At 64.2% G+C, this 16869-nt stretch carries 14 protein-coding genes; 6 read left to right on the forward strand and 8 right to left on the reverse strand.

The genetic code is table 11. The features are described 5' to 3' along the window. The first annotated feature begins 53 nt into the window (after positions 1–53). Both ACP7BL_RS02620 and ACP7BL_RS02625 read left to right on the forward strand, forming a co-directional pair. On the forward strand, positions 54–1217 hold the full coding sequence (locus tag ACP7BL_RS02620; RefSeq protein ID WP_426257543.1) for a CehA/McbA family metallohydrolase: 1164 nt from the start codon (positions 54–56) through the stop codon (positions 1215–1217). Between the two features lie 312 nt (positions 1218–1529). Beyond that, positions 1530–2414: an alpha/beta hydrolase gene (locus ACP7BL_RS02625; protein ID WP_426257544.1), complete on the forward strand. Its 885-nt coding sequence runs from the start codon at positions 1530–1532 to the stop codon at positions 2412–2414. A gap of 136 nt (positions 2415–2550) precedes the next feature. Here ACP7BL_RS02625 and ACP7BL_RS02630 read toward each other — a convergent pair whose 3' ends face one another. Then, the gene (locus ACP7BL_RS02630; RefSeq protein ID WP_426257545.1) at positions 2551–3111 is read right to left on the reverse strand and encodes a DUF1993 domain-containing protein; all 561 of its coding nucleotides are present in this window, start codon (positions 3109–3111) and stop codon (positions 2551–2553) included. A gap of 371 nt (positions 3112–3482) precedes the next feature. Between ACP7BL_RS02630 and ACP7BL_RS02635 the strand changes: the two genes are divergently transcribed. Next, positions 3483–6296, forward strand: a complete 2814-nt coding sequence (locus ACP7BL_RS02635; RefSeq protein WP_426257546.1) for a M16 family metallopeptidase — start codon at positions 3483–3485, stop codon at positions 6294–6296. Between the two features lie 48 nt (positions 6297–6344). On the opposite strand, the gene ACP7BL_RS02640 is transcribed toward ACP7BL_RS02635, so the two are convergent. The 4 genes from ACP7BL_RS02640 to ACP7BL_RS02655 form a co-directional block, all read right to left on the reverse strand. Then, complete coding sequence (locus ACP7BL_RS02640; RefSeq protein ID WP_426257547.1) at positions 6345–8207, reverse strand: CocE/NonD family hydrolase; 1863 nt, start codon at positions 8205–8207, stop codon at positions 6345–6347. A gap of 129 nt (positions 8208–8336) precedes the next feature. Beyond that, positions 8337–9305 (reverse strand): class II fructose-bisphosphatase, encoded by a 969-nt coding sequence (gene glpX, locus ACP7BL_RS02645; protein ID WP_126848298.1) that lies wholly within the window; start codon positions 9303–9305, stop codon positions 8337–8339. Between the two features lie 168 nt (positions 9306–9473). Further along, entirely contained in the window at positions 9474–10295 is an 822-nt protein-coding gene (gene dapD / locus ACP7BL_RS02650; protein ID WP_033963686.1) for a 2,3,4,5-tetrahydropyridine-2,6-dicarboxylate N-succinyltransferase, read from the reverse strand. After that, on the reverse strand, positions 10292–10957 hold the full coding sequence (locus ACP7BL_RS02655) for a pyrimidine 5'-nucleotidase (protein WP_126848300.1): 666 nt from the start codon (positions 10955–10957) through the stop codon (positions 10292–10294). Before ACP7BL_RS02655 ends, dapD begins: the two co-directional genes overlap by 4 nt. 228 nt (positions 10958–11185) lie before the next feature. Here ACP7BL_RS02655 and ACP7BL_RS02660 point away from each other — a divergent pair, with 228 nt between their 5' ends. The 3 genes from ACP7BL_RS02660 (at position 11186) to ACP7BL_RS02670 (ending at position 14065) form a co-directional block, all read left to right on the forward strand. Beyond that, positions 11186–12184, forward strand: coding sequence for an LLM class flavin-dependent oxidoreductase (locus tag ACP7BL_RS02660; RefSeq protein ID WP_426257548.1), 999 nt, complete (start codon positions 11186–11188; stop codon positions 12182–12184). Between the two features lie 179 nt (positions 12185–12363). Next, entirely contained in the window at positions 12364–13143 is a 780-nt protein-coding gene (locus ACP7BL_RS02665; protein WP_426257549.1) for a TIGR00266 family protein, read from the forward strand. 145 nt (positions 13144–13288) lie between these two features. Then, positions 13289–14065: a hypothetical protein gene (locus ACP7BL_RS02670; RefSeq protein WP_426257550.1), complete on the forward strand. Its 777-nt coding sequence runs from the start codon at positions 13289–13291 to the stop codon at positions 14063–14065. Between the two features lie 147 nt (positions 14066–14212). Here ACP7BL_RS02670 and ACP7BL_RS02675 read toward each other — a convergent pair whose 3' ends face one another. The 3 genes from ACP7BL_RS02675 to ACP7BL_RS02685 are packed head-to-tail and all read right to left on the reverse strand — an operon-like array spanning position 14213 to position 16691. After that, positions 14213–15688: a sensor histidine kinase gene (locus tag ACP7BL_RS02675; RefSeq protein ID WP_426257551.1), complete on the reverse strand. Its 1476-nt coding sequence runs from the start codon at positions 15686–15688 to the stop codon at positions 14213–14215. Beyond that, positions 15688–16353 carry a response regulator transcription factor gene (locus ACP7BL_RS02680; protein ID WP_010404476.1) on the reverse strand — a complete coding sequence of 222 codons (666 nt, stop codon included), beginning with the start codon at positions 16351–16353 and terminating at the stop codon, positions 15688–15690. Before ACP7BL_RS02680 ends, ACP7BL_RS02675 begins: the two co-directional genes overlap by 1 nt. A 32-nt stretch (positions 16354–16385) precedes the next feature. Continuing rightward, the gene (locus ACP7BL_RS02685; protein WP_137903015.1) at positions 16386–16691 is read right to left on the reverse strand and encodes a hypothetical protein; all 306 of its coding nucleotides are present in this window, start codon (positions 16689–16691) and stop codon (positions 16386–16388) included. Between the last annotated feature and the right edge of the window lie 178 nt (positions 16692–16869).

Below are 16869 nucleotides of genomic sequence, written 5' to 3' on the forward strand. Positions count from 1 at the left end.
GGCGTGAAGCCATCACGCCGCGCGCCGCTTTCTCTGTTCGAAAGGATCCTGCCGTGCGTGTTGGTCTTACTCTGCTGGCGCTCGTCCTGGCACAAACGCCGTTGCTTGCCGCTGCGGGCGATTCCCCGCGGATCCCGCCGGTCGCCAGCCTGACCGATGGCCAGTGGCTCAAGGGCGATCTCCATCTGCACTCGCGCCACAGCAAGGATTCGACCAACAATCCCGAAGCGAAGATCATCAAATTCGCCGAGGATACGGGCTTCGACTATCTCGCCATCACCGATCACGACAATCACGTCGCGGGTGATGTCGCGCACAACACCTGGAGCGATCCCGAATTCAAATCCAAGTCGGTGATCCTGCTCTACGGTGCCGAATGGACGACCGAGCGCGGCCACGGCAACGTGTTCTCGGCCAAGCCCTACGACCATCAGCGCCTGTTCGATGTGCGCGATGCGCGGGACGCGAACATCCTTGCGGTCAAGAAAGCGCTCGGCATTCACCTTTCGGGCAACCATCCCGCCGGCAAGGACCATTTCGGTTTCAGCTTCGACATGCTCGATTCGCTGGAAGTGTGGAACTCGGCGATCTGGCCCAACAATGCCGCTGCCATCATGATCTGGGACGACATGCTCAAATCGGGCCGCAAGCTCACCGGTCGCGGCGGCAGCGATTCGCATCACGGCACACCCGATACGCCCGAGCAGAAGACGTCCCACACCGGCGAACGCAGCGCCAACTATGTCGGCTCGCCAACCACCTGGGTGTTCGCCAAGACACGCGATGCCAGGGGCGTGGTCGACGCGCTGACCAATGGCCGCGTGTCGATCAGCGCCAATCCGTACGACCCGCGCGTAGAGCTACGCGCCGATCTCGACGGGGATGGGCGTATGGACATGATGATGGGCGACAATGCGCGCCCGACCGGAAAGCCGGTCACGTTTCAGGTGCGCCTTGTCGGAGGCGGCGTGCGCGGTGGGGTCTATCACGTCCGCGTTATTAAGAATGGCGATCCGCTCGGCACCTATGACACCGACTCGGCGAGCAACGCCGTAACCTTCGCCGACACGCCCGCCGCAAAGGGGCGCAGCTATTACCGCGTCGAGGTCGAAGGCCCGCAAACCCCCTATCCGCAAGTGCCGGTTTCGAGCCTGCTCAGCGGCAAGATGATCGCGCTGTCGAACCCGATCTATTTCAATTTCGATCCCCACTTCTGAAGCGCCAGTCGACGGCGGACGCACGACCTGAAAGATCGCGGCGAGCGAACCGCCCGCTTGCGCGGTTTGCAAGGCGGTCCGCTTTCACGGCTGGGGTTGGGGTGTCAGATGTGTCGCCACCCGCGGACCAACAGTGTCGCAGATGCGTATAAAGTCGCGCAGTTCCTCACCGGCCGCAGGTAACCGGTTCCGGTCGAGGAGGAGCGCTGTCGGCTCGAGATCCGCTACGCCACGTAAACGCTATCAAAGCCCGTTGCTCGCTGCCAAAGCGATGGTGAGGGCCTGCCTGAGCCGACCGGATAGGATGAGACAATGATGATTCGCGCAATCGTGGTGTTGACTGCGTTAGCCGCTTCCGTGCCGGTCATCGCGCAAGATCCTCCCGTCGAACAGTCCACCATACCGGCAAGCGTGCCGCTTTGGCCGACGGGCGCGCCGGGCGTCGGCGCGCGAAGCACAGAAGCGGAAATCGGTCGCGACTATTGGGTGCGCAACATCCACCGGCCGTCGGTGATCGCCTATCCGGCCAACCGCGATCACAATAGCGGTGCCGCAGTGGTGATCTTTCCGGGCGGCGGGCACAAATTGCTTGTCTGGACCAATGAGGGGACCAAGGCCGCAGTGGCGCTCAACCGGATGGGGATATCGGCCTTCGTCGTTAAATATCGCCTCGCGAATGAGCCTGGCTCGCCTTATTCGGTGGAAGGCGATGCCGCCGATGACGCGCGACGTGCGGTGCGATGGGTTCGTGCCAATGCCGCGCGTTATGGCATCGATCCTAAGCGGGTCGGCGTCATGGGCTTTTCGGCCGGCGGCGAGCTTGTCTCGCTGATCGCCGACAATCCCGAGCCTGCTGGTCGTCCGAAACGTGACGCGATCGATACCGAGCTGGCACGGCCGGACTTTCAAATCCTGGTTTTCCCGGGGTCGCGCGGAATCCCCGCCAAAGCGATCAAGCAAGCGCCGCCAGCGTTCATTGTTGCGGGATCCATTGACCCATGCTGTGCTGCACCCTCTGTGGCGCTGTATGAACAGTTGCGCACCAATGGCATGTCGGCGGAACTCCATATGTATGCCGAGAGCGGCCATGCCTTCAATCTGGACGAATCGAACCGCATCTCGATCCTGCATTGGCCGGACCGTCTGCACGACTGGTTGGCCGATGGCGGGTGGCTCGAGCCTCGCCACGCTCAGTAAGCGCAGCGGCATCGATCGCGCGATCATGGGGCAGCGCCGCGATGAACGAGTGCGGCCTACAGCCGCACTGAATGTCTGGGGCTCCCAAGAAACATCCATCCCGCATCGGAGCGATTTGCGCCCCTGTGTGCCAGCCTCAGGACGCTGCAGGGGCGCGGAAATATTGGAACATATGTGAGGCGTAATCGGCTTTCCCGAGATCAATGCCTTGAGCTCGAAGGATCGAATAGGCAGTCATCACGTGGAAATAGAATTGTGGCAGCGCCCAGTCGCGGGCGTATTGCTGCGCAGTGAGGTCCAAAATCATGCCGTTCGGCAGAGCATGGGCAATTGGGGCCGCAGGTTCAATTGCGATGCCCGCTGCCCCGGCGGACTCTACGATCGCCAGCGTTTCCGCGATCCGGGCTTGTGCGTCTGCCACGGTGCCCGGCCGCTCGTCGGCGTTGCGCCCTTCGTCCAGCAGGATCTGCAACGACGGCGGAAAGTCTCGTTGCAACAGCCGGAAGACTCCTTCCTGCGCTTGCCGACATGCGAAGCGCACCTGGGTCGCCAAAGGAAACATGTCCGGCGCGAGCCGCGCGCCCAACAAGGCGTCTGCGCCGCCGGTCGGTCGCTGGGCCTCAGCTTTGGCAAGCCACTTCGACAACGCGCCGAGCATCTGCACGTAAGTGGGTACGAGGAGGTCTGACAGCGTCATAAGAGATTGCTTTCATAGCGGATCAGGCGCGCGCAGCCCAAGCCGCTACGAGCATGAGCGTCAAGCGCACCGTCGAGCGATCTAGACCGCGAGACCCGAATTGGCGACCCACTCCGCTGTCGTTTGCGCCGTCGCAAGCGGGAATGAACCGATGCCGGAAATTGGGGATCGCAAGCCGCCCCTTGAATGTCGCACCGTCGCATTGTCGGCGGTGTTTTGAACGGCATTGGTTTGTTTAACGCGGTCGTTTTGATAGTTTACGAATCATTTTTAAAGTTTCAAAAATAACAAGATAGCGACATGAATCGAGCGGAAGGGGGAGGTGGCTTACGCCCCCCGGCCTGCTTGGCGCGCGAATAGGGAACGGGCGGATGCGAAGGCTTTGGGTAGTCGCTGTGGCCTTCGCGGTGATTGGCTCGCCCTGCGCGTCCGCACAAACTCCGTTATGGGTTGCCGAAGAGCGTGGCGAGACCCCCGATCCCGCGATCCACTACGGCGAACTCGCCAATGGCCTGCGCTACGCGGTCATGCGCAGCGCCGAGCCCAAGGGGGTCGCTGTCGTCGAATATCATATTGCGGTCGGCACCGCGCAGCAGTCCGCCAACGAAAAGGAGTTTGCGCATCTCGTCGAGCATATGGCGTTCGGCGCGACCACGACGTTTCCCAAGGGCGATGCAATCGCGCAATTGCAATCGGCCGGTCTGCAATTGGGGGGTGATGTCAACGGTGCGACTTCTGCGCGCGGCACAGTGTACAGCCTTTCGATCCCGCAGGTGACGACCGAGAAGCTGGCGCTTGCGCTGCGGTTCCTGCGCGGGTTTAGCGATGGCGCGCTGTTCGACGCCAACGAGGTTGAGCGGCAAAAGGGTGTGGTGGGGGCGGAGATTGCGGGCGGCGAGACGCAGGCAACACGCGCAGCCCGGGCGCTGCGGCAGCAATTCTATCCCGAACTGCCCTATTTGTGGGAAACGCCTGCGCAACGGCTGGCCTCGCTTCATACCATTACGGCGGACCAGTTGCGCGCGTTTCATGACCGTTGGTATCGGCCCGACACCGCTTTTCTCGTCGTGGTGGGCGATGTCGACCCGAGCGAAACCGGCAAGGCACTTGAGGCTGCGTTTGCAAGCTGGAAACGGCCGTCCGCGCCGATTCCCGCGCTCAAGCCCGTGCTGTTTCAACCGCGCACCGCGTCCGCATCCGTCGTGCAAGAAGCCGGACTTACCGATTCGCTGACCCTTGGCGTGGCAAAGCCGCAGCCCAACGTCGTGCCGACGGCGGCGACGCGGCACGATGCGATCTTGGCGACGCTCGGCATGGCCATCGTGCGCGATCGGCTCGAGCGGCTCGTGTTGACGAGCCCGCAGGTTCCGATCGCCTCGGTTTCTTTCCAAACCTCGCGCTGGCCTGAGCTCGCCGAATTTTATTCCTTCTCCGCGAATTTCCGTACCGGCAAATGGCACGAGGCGCTGACGCTGCTCGAGCAGGAGACGCGCCGACCGCTGGTGACCGGATTCACCGTCCCGGAAGTCGATCGCGCCGTTACCAATACCTTGAAGGGCGCACGCAGTGCGTCGTTGCGCGCCGCCGCGCGGACCTCGTCCGAACTCGCCAACGGCATTGTGGCTGCCTATGCCGATCGCCAGGTCTTTGTGCTTCCGGAGCGGAACTTCCAGCGCATCTCGGAAGTGCTCAACGCTGCGTCCCCGGCGGACATCGCGGCGGCCTATAATGCGGTGTGGCGGGAAACGCCGCCGGCGATCGCGGTTGCCGGCTCGGAGGCATTGCCCGCATCCTCGGCGCTTGTGCGAGATGCTTACGCCCTGGCGCATCGCGGTCCGCTGCCGACGCGCGATCTCACCCTCGCCGTCGCCAAGCAATTGCCCGTTCCCGGGCCTACGGGCACCGTCGTCGAACGGCATCATGTCGATGACCTGGGTGTCGAACAGATACGATTTGCGAACGGCGTCCGGCTCAACATCAAACATACCGATTTCCGCGCCAATGAGGTGTTGACCACGATGCGGTTGGGCGGCGGGTTGCTGGCCATGCCACATGGCGAACGCCCGGTCGCGCCGCCGCTGTCGATGCTGTACCTCGGCGGCGTCGCCGGGCTGAGCGCCGAGCAATTGCTCGCGGGTTTGCGGGCGACACAAGTGTCGGTCGATTCGGTCGCGCTCGGAACGAATGTCGTCCAGTTCAAGGGGCAGAATAACCCGGCATCGTTGTCCGATCAGCTTTGGCTTTGGGCGGATCTTGTCGGCAAGCCCGATTTTGATCCGCATGCCGACTCCTTGGTGCAAGCACGGGTAGAGGCGGCGCTGCAAAAGGCGGACGCGACGGCGATGGCGGCTTTTGCACGGCACTGGCCGGTGTTCAGCAACGGCGATCTGCGGTTCGCGCCGCTCGATCTGGCCGACGTCGCCGGATTGAGTTTCTCGCAGAGCCGGCAGCGTTTCGCACCGATCCTTGCCGATGCCCCGATCGAGGTCACGATCGTCGGCGATATCGATGTCGATAAAGCGATTGCGGCGACTGCGGAAACGCTCGGCGCACTCCCCCCGCGCCGCGCCCAGCCGCTGCACGACGCCGGGCCCGATCCGAAGTTCCCGACGGGCGGCGAGCCGATCGTGTGGTCCCATCACGGCGATGCCGGGCGTGCGCTGGTGGTGTCGGCTTGGCGGGCGCACGACGGCTTCGACCCCAATGACGGTATTTCCCAGGCTGTTCTCGACGAGATCCTGCGGACCCGGCTTTTCAACGATCTGCGCCAGACGTCGGGTGCGACCTATTCTCCCGCGCCTTTATATGCGGCATCGACCAGTGTGCGCGGCTTTGGCTATATCGGTGCGATCGTCGAAGTCGCCACCGGCGACGTTCCGCTTGCCGAACGGACGCTTCGCACGATTGCGAGTTCACTCGGGGAATTGGGGCCGACTGCGGAGGAAATGGCGCGCGTGACGGCACCGATGAAAGCGCGCGCCGCGCTTGATATGCGGACCAACGCCTGGTGGCTCAATGCGCTCGACTGGGCGCAGACGCAGCCCGACGCGTTGGCGCGCGCGCGTGGCTATCAAAGCGCGCTGGCCGCGCTGTCGCTCGACCAATTGAAAGCCCGCGCCGCCGAAGTCTTTGGCACGGCACCGGTTACGATCCGCGTTTTGCCAAGCCCCGCCGCGAAACCCTGAGCCGCGCCAGCCGCTTGCTACGGCGCGATTCGGCGTGGGCGGGAGACTCTACCGCACTACCGGCAGCACGATCTTCGATCCGGCGCACACTTGCTGCGTTGCCTTGACGAAATCGGCAGGCGTGGCGCGGGCGATGTTGGGGACGAAGCTTTGCGGGTTGCGGTCGATTACCGGGAACCAGCTCGACTGCACCTGCACCATGATGCGGTGGCCCTTCAGGAAGACATGGTCGTGCTCGCGCAAGGGCACGTCCCAGCGCGTCACCTTGTTCGGTACCAGCGCTTGCGGTGTGGTGTCGCTGGCGAGGAAGCGGCCGCGGCGGACATCCATCGCGATCGGCAATTGGTAGCCGTTCAGCGACTTGGCATAATCGCCGGGCTTGGGATGTTCGGGGGGCTTGGCCGCATCCTCGGGATAGACGTCGATCAGCTTGACGACGAAATCGCTGTCGGTGCCGCTGGTCGCGGCGGCGAGCTCCGCAAGCACGCTGCCCGTCACCGTCAGATCGGCGTCGAGCGGGGCGCTGGTGTAGCTCAGCACATCGGGGCGGCCCTGCAGGAAGCGCTGGTCGGCGGCTTCCCACCACGACCAATCGGGCGAGAGATAGGTGCCCGACATTGGGCGCGTGCGGAACGGCACGGGGTTGGCCGGATCTGAGACATAGTCGCGGCAGCCTTCGCTTTCGGCTGGTGCGGTGAAGGAGAGCGAGCCATCGGCGTGGAGATAGAGGTCGGTCGCCTTCGCGCCGGGCGCGGGCCAGCCGGGATAGCTTTTCCACGTCCAGCTGCCGCTCTGGAAGCTCTTCACCCCCGAGGTCGGGCGCGGGCCGGTGCCGTGCAGCCAATAGGCGAAAAACGGGGCTTGGATCTGTTCCTGGAACTGCGGGCCGCTCGGCACGCCATATGGGATTGGCCCCAGCGCCGCGGTCGGGCCTTGCCACCAGCCATGCGCCCAGGGGCCCGCCACCATCGTCGCCAGATGATCGGGGTCGTTCTGCGCTTGCTTGAAATAGATCTGCCAGGAGCCCCACGGGTCTTCCTGATCCCAATAGCCCGCGACGTTGAGCGTCGGCACCGTCGTCTTGCCGAGTTTGTCGCTCCAGCGCTGATCGGTGTAGAAGTGATCGTGATTGGGATGGTCGAGCAGGGCAGTGAACATCGGCACCTGGCCCTTGAACACTTGCCGGTCAATTTCCGCGACCGGGCCTTTGCTCAGGAACCAGTCATAGGTGTCGTAGCGGTCATACTGAAAGTCGGTGTCCGTGGTCTTGTCGAGCTGCAGCATCGACAGCCAGTCGGTCGCGTAGCTGAGGCGCAGCGCGCCATTGCGGTGGAGATCGTCCGATTTCCAATAATCGATCCAGGCGGCTTGCGGGCTGACCGCCTTTAGCGCCGGATGCGGGCCGATCAGCGCGACGGCGGCGGCGAAGCCGGGGTAGGACACGCCCCACATGCCGACCTTGCCGGTGTTGCCTTTCACATGCTTCACCAGCCAGTCGATGCTGTCATAGGCATCGGTCGATTCATCGGTGACCTTGGGCTTATCCGGATGGACCGCGGTCGACAGCGTGAACACGCCGTCCGATTTGAAGCGCCCGCGCATCGACTGATAGACGTAGATATAGCCGTCCTTGTCGAGCGAGACCTGGTTGCCGGGGACCTTGGCCGGGGGCGCATCGGGCACGCCATAAGGGGTGCGCTGGAACAGGATCGGCAGCGGGCCGGTCTTGCCGCGTGGCCGCAGGATGACGGTTTGTAGCCGCGCGCCATCGCGCACCGGGATCATCACTTCTTCATAGCTGTAGGGGGATTGCGCTTGCGCTGCGGGAGCCGGGGCGGCTTGCGGGCGAGCGACGAGCGCGACCGGGAGCAGCGCGGCACTGGCCGCGAGAAGGATTTTCAGTGTTCGCATAACGCCCCCAAACTCCACACCGGCGGTCACCCCGGCCTTGTGCCGGGGTCCACCGTGCCGTGAATCTCGAAGCTGGGAGTGTGCGGCACCGTGGCCCCCGGGACAAGCCCGGGGTGACGGATTTCGGCCTCAGATGCGGTGTTCGCCCTTGACCCAGCGCACCGTGCCCGAGCTGGCGCGCATCACCACGCTTTCGGTGGTCATCACATGGCCCTTGCGCTTGACGCCTGCGAGCAGCGACCCATCGGTGACGCCGGTTGCGGCGAAGATGCAATCACCGCGCGCGAGCTCGGTCAGATCATATTGCTTATCGAGTTCGGTCACGCCCCATTTGGCGGCGCGGGCGCGCTCATCATCGTTGCGGAACAGCAGTCGGCCCTTGAACTGCCCGCCGACGCAGCGCAGCGCCGCTGCCGCCAGCACGCCCTCGGGCGCGCCACCCGCACCCATATAGATGTCGATGGTGGTGTCGGGGTTGGTGGTCGCGATCACGCCCGCGACGTCGCCATCGCCGATCAGCATGATGCCGCAGCCGACTTCGCGCAGTTCGGCGATCAGTTTCTGGTGGCGCGGGCGATCGAGCACGCAGGCGATGATCTCGCGCGGTTCCACCCCCTTGGCAGCGGCGAGCGCGCGGACATTCTCCGTCGGCGATTTGTCGAGATCGATAATGCCCTCGGGATAGCCCGGGCCGCAGGCGATCTTGTCCATGTACACGTCGGGGGCGTTGAGTAGCCCGCCTTCCTCGGCGATGGCGAGCACGGCGAGGCTGTTTGGGCCGGCGGTGGCGCAGATCGTGGTGCCCTCCAGCGGATCGAGTGCGATGTCGATCTTGGGGCCCTTGCCGATCGCCGAGCCGACTTTCTCGCCGATGAACAGCATCGGCGCTTCGTCGCGCTCGCCCTCGCCGATCACCACGGTGCCGTCCATATAGAGGTTGTTGAGCGCGGCGCGCATTGCCTCGACCGCCGCTGCGTCCGCAGCCTTTTCATCCCCGCGCCCGGTCAGCTTCGACGCGGCAATCGCCGCCGCTTCGGTGACGCGCACCATTTCCAGCACGAGGACTCGGTCGAGCGTTTTGGAGCGGGTGGTGTTCATCAGGAATCCTCTTATCGTTTGCGTGTCGGTTAGCAGAGCCTTTGCGTGTGTCGAGCCAGATTTCCCCTCCCCCTGGCGGGGGGGGTAGGGGAGGGGATGTGATAGCGGCGTTGCGCTCGCGGCAGACTGCCCTCCCCCAGCCCCTCCCGCCAGCGGGAGGGGAGGAAATTAGTCTCGCAGCAATTCGTTGATGCTGGTCTTGCTGCGCGTTTGCGCGTCGACGCGCTTGACGATGACCGCGCAATAGAGCGCGGGCTTGCCGTCGCCGCCGCCCATGCTGCCGGGCACGACCACGGCATAAGGCGGCACTTCGCCGCGATACACGTCGCCGGTCGCGCGGTCGACGATCTTGGTCGAGGCACCGAGATAGACGCCCATCGACAGCACCGCGCCTTCGCCGACGCGCACGCCCTCGGCCACTTCGCTGCGCGCGCCGATGAACGCGCCGTCGCCGATGATCACCGGGTCGGCCTGGAGCGGTTCGAGCACGCCGCCAATCCCCGCGCCGCCCGAGATGTGCACGTTCTTGCCGATCTGGGCGCAGGAACCGACCGTCGCCCAGGTATCGACCATCGTGCCTTCGCCGACATAGGCACCGATATTGACGAAGCTCGGCATCAGGATCGCGCCCTTGCCGATGAAGCTGCCGCGCCGCGCGACCGCACCCGGTACGACACGGAAGCCGCCCGCGCGGAACTCGGCCTCGCCCCAGCCGGCGAATTTGGAGGGCACCTTGTCGAACGCGGGCGCGCCGCCAGCGCCGCCCTCGACCAGGCTGTTATCGTTGAGGCGGAAGGAGAGCAGCACCGCCTTTTTGAGCCACTGATTGACTGTCCAGCCGTCGCCCTCGGGTTCGGCGACGCGCACCGCGCCCGCACCCAATTGGTCGAGCACGCTGTCAACTGCGTCGCGCACCGCGCCCGTGGTGCCAAACCCGATCGTGTCGCGCGCGTCCCATGCGGCTTCGATCGTGTGCTGCAGATCGCTCATGCTTCCCCCATATGCTCGTGAAGCCACGCCGTCACATCGGCGCAGGTAAAATCGATATAGCTGCGGTCCTCGTCCGGCCCCTGTTCGGAGCCATTGTCGACCCACACCGTCGTCATGCCGATCGCCTTGGCGGGCGCGAGGTTGCGGGCCATGTCCTCGAAGAAGATCGCCTCGGCGGGCGCGATGTCGAACGCCGCGCACAGCCCGGCATAAGCCGAGGCTTGCGGCTTGGGCAGCAAGTCCATCGCATGGATGTCGTGGATCGCCTCGAAGCTTTCGCCCAGGCCCAGCCGCCCGAGCACGCGCGTGGCATACGGCGTGTCGGCATTGGTGAAGACGATCTTGCGCCCCGGCAGCCGCGCGATGGCAGCGGCGAGCGGGGCATTTTCTTCGAGCACGTCCATTTCGATGTCGTGGACGAAATCGAGGAATGCGTGCGGGTCGACGTCATGCTCGGCCATCAGCCCGGCGAGCGTGGTGCCGTGGCCGTGGAAATAGCCCTTCTGAATGCGGCGGGCCTCGACCAGATCGACCTCGAACTTGGCGGCGATATAGGCACCCATCTTGGCGTCGATCTTGTCGAACAGCCGCGCGCTCGCGGGATAGAGCGTGTTATCCAGATCGAAGATCCAGGTGCGGATATGGGCGAGGCGCGGGTCCATGTCGCGCAGGCTCTAAGCGGGGTGGGCGAGGGGGGCAAGGCGTGGAGTGCGGAAAGCCCCTCACCTTCAGGGGAGGGGTTGGGGTGGGGCCGTCCAGCAAACGCTGCGCCCAGACCATAGCGTCGAAGCGGGCATCAAGCCCGCTCCGCCGCCGCTACCCCACCCCCAAACCCCTCCCCTGAAGGGGAGGGGCTTTGAAACACCCGCTGGCCTCCCCACATCCCTCTTATGACCCAATATTCCCTGCTCGATCTCGTCCCCGTCATCGAAGGCGGCAGCGTTGCGCAAGCCTTGGCCAATGCCGCCGACCTTGCCGCGCATGTCGAGCGGCTCGGTTTCACACGCTATTGGACCGCCGAACATCACGGCATGACCGGCATTGCCAGCGCGGCGACATCGGTGGTGCTGGCGCATATCGGCAACGCTACGTCCTCCATCCGCATCGGTGCGGGCGGGATCATGCTGCCCAACCATGCGCCGCTCGCCATTGCCGAACAGTTCGGCACGCTCGACGCGCTGTTTCCGGGGCGGATCGACCTGGGGCTGGGCCGCGCGCCGGGATCGGACCAGATCGTCGCGCGCGCGATGCGCCGCAATCTCGACAGCGACGCCAATGCCTTTCCGCAGGATGTGGTCGAGCTGCAAAGCTATTTCGCCGATGACGGCCAGACCGGCATTCGCGCGACACCAGGCGCGGGGGCCGATGTCTCCTTGTGGATCCTGGGGTCGAGCACCTTCGGCGCGCAACTCGCGGCGATGCTGGGCTTGCCCTATGCCTTCGCGTCGCACTTCGCGCCCGATGCGCTGATGTCGGCGATCGACATTTATCGCCGCACCTTCCGGCCGTCCGCGGCGCTGGCCAAGCCCTATGTGATGGCGGGCTTCAACGTGTTTGCCGCCGACAGCGATGACGAGGCCGAGTTGCTGGCGAGTTCGCAGCAACAGGCGTTCGTCGCCCTGCGCACCGGCAACCCACGGCAATTGCCGCCGCCGGTGGCGGGTTACCGCGCGAGCCTGGGGCCGCAGGGCGCGGCGATTCTCGATCATGTCTTGTCTTGCTCGGCGGTGGGCGGCCCGGCCAAGGTCGCGCGCGAGATCGGCGCGTTCGTCGCGCGCACCGGGGTGGATGAACTGATGATCGCGAGCTCGATCTACGACCATGCAGCGCGCAAGCGCAGCCTGGAGATTACGGCGCAGGTGATGCAGGACATCGCCGTCGCCGCCTGACCCCGTTCCGGCACCCCGGCCTTGTGCCGGGGTCCACCGCACCGCACTCCCTGCCGCCGGAGAATGCGCAGCACGGTGGACCCCGGGACAAGCCCGGGGTGACGGGGGTGATAGGTCCCGGTATTTCATCGCCGCTCAAGCCGTGTTACATAAGTGCATCACTGTCGAAGGATGGCCCGATGCGCTACGAGATTTCCGGCACCGTCATGCAGACCGTCTCGATCGATCTGTCGCCGGGCGAACGGATCGTAAGCCAGACCCACGCCATGGCGTGGATGAGCGACGGCATCACGATGGACACGCATACCGGCGGCGGGCTGTTCGCGGGGTTGAAGCGCGCGCTGTCGGGCGGCAGTATCTTCATTACCGAATATGGCGCGGAGCGCCCCGGCCATGTCGCCTTTGCGCCGCGCTTCCCCGGCACCATCATCGCGCGCGAATTGCGTAGCGGGGAATCGCTGATTTGCCGCAAGGAAACCTTCCTCTGCGCCGAATATTCGGTGTCGCTGGAAATCGCCTTCCAGCAGCGCCTCGGTGCGGGGGTGTTTGCGGGCGAGGGTTTCATCCTGCAGCGCGTGACCGGGCCGGGCACGGTGTTCCTCGATCTGTCGGGCGAAGTGATCGAGAAGACGCTTGCCCCCGGCGAACGGCTCCGCGTCCATGCCGGGCATATCGGGATGCAGGAGCCGACCGTCTCGACCGACATCCAGATGGTGCGCGGCTTCCGCAATATCCTGTTCGGCGGGGAGGGGCTGTTTCTCGCGACGCTGACCGGGCCGGGCAAGATCTGGCTGCAATCGATGCCGATCCTGAACCTGGCCGAGGAAATTGCGCGGCATTTGCCCAGCACTGAAGCGCGCGATGTGGGCGTGGGTGCGGGCGTCGGGCGGCTGGTCGGCGGCGGTGCTGCGGGCGCGGTGGTCGGGGGATTGCTCGGCGGGTTGTTGGGGAATGAGTGAGGGGTGACAGGCGCGTTTGCGGGACAGGAGTTCGCCATTGGCGTAATTGCGCATTCATTAAAGGTTGCGTACTCATTGAAGAGATTTGATTTCTACATAAAACTCGATCAGGTTTTCTGAAGATATCGCAATCTAGGCGCGCTATATGAATAACGGAAGCTGGCCCACGCTTCTTGCCGCAGCTTTGGGCGGCGGCGCGACGGTCAAGTTTATCGAGATCGTCTATGACCAGTTCCGTCGTTGGCGAGATCGGCGCGAGGTGGATGCGAAGGTTGTTGATCGCAATCTCGAGTCGCTGTTGCGCGCCGCCGACGAACTTGTTGGAAAATTACGTTCGCTTGGGGAGCAGGATTTCCTTCCACTGCGCAAGCGGAAGCAAGAGGGGCTTGACGACGAAGGCTTTGCCAGCGTCGTTTATCTGTTCGTTCAGTTTTGGAGCGAGGTGGAAATCGTGCGGCAACGGGGACTATCCGTCGATGTCGCGCGCAGCAAGCGCGGCCGACAGACGCAAGCGTTTTTCCGATGCCTCGAATCGCGGAAGCTTCGGCTTATTGACCGTATTTCGCAACGCGCCATTGGTGAGAGCGCGCTGGTCGATGGTCGTACGATGAATTTCGTGGAATATATACGCTATTTCGATTGCGACCCATATGCGCGCCGCTGGGCAGCACCTCTCATCGAGATTCTGTCGAGCACTTGGGATACCGGCTCCCGCCAGCTCATTCTCCAATATTTGGTTGTGCTTCATGCCATGATTGACACGCTGGACCCAAAGCATTTGGTAACGCGCGACCGACCGGGCATTCCAAACAAGCTGTCCGTGAAATCTTGGAAAGAACTCAACTATCGAGTCTTTCGATTGTATCTACCCGACCTCAGGGATAGCCACAAATACATAGGGCCGCCTAAACGGCGGCCCTGAAATATGTCCGGCGGTGCGCAGAGTACTGTGACCCGTTGCACCGCCTTTAGCTCGGTGCCGCCAACGCGACTTGAGAACGTTCCTACTATCCGCGCGCTAGAATGTCAAGATGCGAGGCTCTGGAGCAGGAGCTTGATAGTAGCTCTCTCAATTCGCTGCGGGCAACCGCAACCGCACCAGCAACCCGCCCAGATCCTCGCTTTCTTCCAGCGAGACCGTGCCCTCGTAAATCTCGGCCACGTCGCGGACGATCGCCATGCCGAGGCCGGTGCCGGGTTTGCCCGAATCGAGCCGCACGCCGCGATCGAAGATGCGGATACGCTCTTCCTCGGGGATGCCGACGCCGTCATCCTCGATCAGGAATTCGACAAAGCCCGAATGCTTGGACACGGTGACGAACACGCTGCCGCCGCCATATTTCGCGGCATTCTCGATCAGATTGCCGAGCATTTCGTCGAGATCCTGCCGCTCGACATGGACTTGCAAGTCCTTGGGACCGGAAGTGTCGATGCGGACGTGGCGATACAGCACGCCGACCGCGCGCTCAACCGATTCGAGGCTGGGCCACACGTCCGCCCGGCTATGCGCCGACCCACGCCGGCCGACCGCGCGGGCGCGGGCGAGATGGTGGTCGACCTGGCGGCGCATCGTCCGCGCCTCGCGTACCACCGTCTCACCGAGATCGTCGGCCTGTGCCGTCGCGGCGTTCATGATCACCGTCAGCGGAGTCTTCAGTGCGTGCGCCAGATTGCCGGCGTGGCGGCGCGCTTCCTCGGCCTGGCGTTCGTTATGCGCGATCAGCCCGTTCAGTTCCTCGACCATCGGCGCGACTTCGATCGGCATCGGGCGCTCGATCTGGCGCGATTTGCCCGCGCGCATCCGGGCGATTTCCTCGCGCACCTTGCGCAGCGGCCACAGCCCGTAAAAGGTCTGCAGCGCCGCCATCACGATCAAGCCGAAGCCGAGCAGCGCGAAGCTGCGCACCAGCGTCTTGCGCAACACCTTGATCTGCGCGTCTAACCCCTCGCGATTCTGCGCGACCTGGAAGCGCCAGCGGACTTTAGAGCCGGGCAGCGTCGCGTCGCGCTCGACGATGCGCAGCCGCTCGGGGCTGTCGGTCGTGGGATCGACGAACTGGTCGCTGTCATAGGCATGGATACCAAGATCGGTATGCGCGCTGCCATAAGCGAGGCGGCGATCCCATAGCGAACGCGACGGATAGGGTTCCTGCCCCGGCGCGCTGATCTGGTAATATAGGCCCGAATTGGGTTCGAGGAAGCGCTGGTCGGCGAGTTCGCGATTGTTGAACACCTCGCCTTGCGGCCCGATTTCCGCCGAAACGATCAGCGCGTTCAACACATATTCGAGCTGGTCGTCGAAATTCTGGGTGATTGCGGTGGTCAGCACCCGGTCCAGCGCGAAGCCGCCGCCGGTCAGCAACAACAGAATCCACCCCGCCGCGATCAGGATCATGCGGCGGCTGAGCGAACCCGTCGTGCGCGTCGGGATCGTCGCACGCGGCTCGGTGTCGAGCGGCGGTAGCGGAGCGGGCACAGGCTCGTGCGCCACCGTGCTCTCGGCCGCCGGAATGACGGCGAGATCGGTGCCCGGCGCGTCAGCCATTATGCATCCGGATCTTCAAGGCTGTAGCCAAGCCCGCGGATCGTGGTGATGACGTCCTGCCCGAGCTTCTTGCGGATGCGGGTGACGAACACTTCGATCGTGTTCGAATCGCGGTCGAAATCCTGATCGTAAATATGCTCGATCAGCTCGGTGCGGCTGACCACCTTGCCCTTGTGGTGGAGCAGATAGCTGAGCAATTTATATTCCTGCGCGGTCATCTTGACCGGTTCGCCCGCCAGCGTGACCTTGCCGCTGCGCGTGTCGAGCCGCACATCGCCCGCCGTCAGTTCCGACGAGGCATTGCCCGAAGCGCGGCGGATCAGCGCGCGCAGGCGGGCGATCAATTCCTCCGACTGGAACGGCTTGGCGACATAATCGTCGGCTCCGGCATCGAGCCCGGCGACCTTGTCGGACCAGCTGTCACGCGCGGTCAGCACCAGTACGGGGGCGGTGCGGCCTTCCTTGCGCCAGCGGTCGAGCACGGTGAGGCCGTCGATTTCGGGGAGGCCGAGATCGAGGATGATCGCGTCATAATTCTCGGTCGAGCCCATGAAATGGCCTTCCTCGCCATCGGTGGCGAGGTCGATCGCATAACCTGCCCCCTCCAGCGTCGCCTTCAATTGCTGGCCGAGATTGGGTTCATCCTCGACGATCAGAACACGCATGAAAGTTCCCCTTAGGACGGCGCTGGCCGCGCTTAGTTGCTGGTGCGGCCGAGGATCTGGCCGGAACGCCCGTCCACCTCGACCCAGATGACGGTTCCATCGCGCAGGAACTTGAGCGTGTAAATCCCGCGATCGGGCTCGAAGTCGAAGCCGAGATACTGGCTGCCGCGCATCGAGGGCAACACGCGCCCCTCGATTTCCTTGAGCGGGAGGATGCGGCCTTCCTGGCGCGCGCGCCACGCTTCGCGCTGATCGGCGCGCTGGAGTTGCACGCCGTCGGTCGGCAGCGGTGCCGTTGCGGTGGCCAGTCCAAACAGGATGGGTACGAGCATTGTCATGGGATTGGCATAGGCAGTCAGCGTTGAACAGCCTGTGAATGAGCGGGGACGGGGGTTGGAGGCGCGACGGACCCGCGCAAGACCGGTTTCAATCCTTCTCCCTGTGGGAGAAGGTGGCGCGAAGCGCCGGATGAGGGTGATCCGGGTGCCGGCGGCATAGCGGATCCCCCTCACCCTC

Origin of the sequence: Sphingomonas sp. DC1600-2 (genome assembly GCF_049897605.1) — a bacterium.
Lineage (GTDB): Bacteria > Pseudomonadota > Alphaproteobacteria > Sphingomonadales > Sphingomonadaceae > Sphingomonas.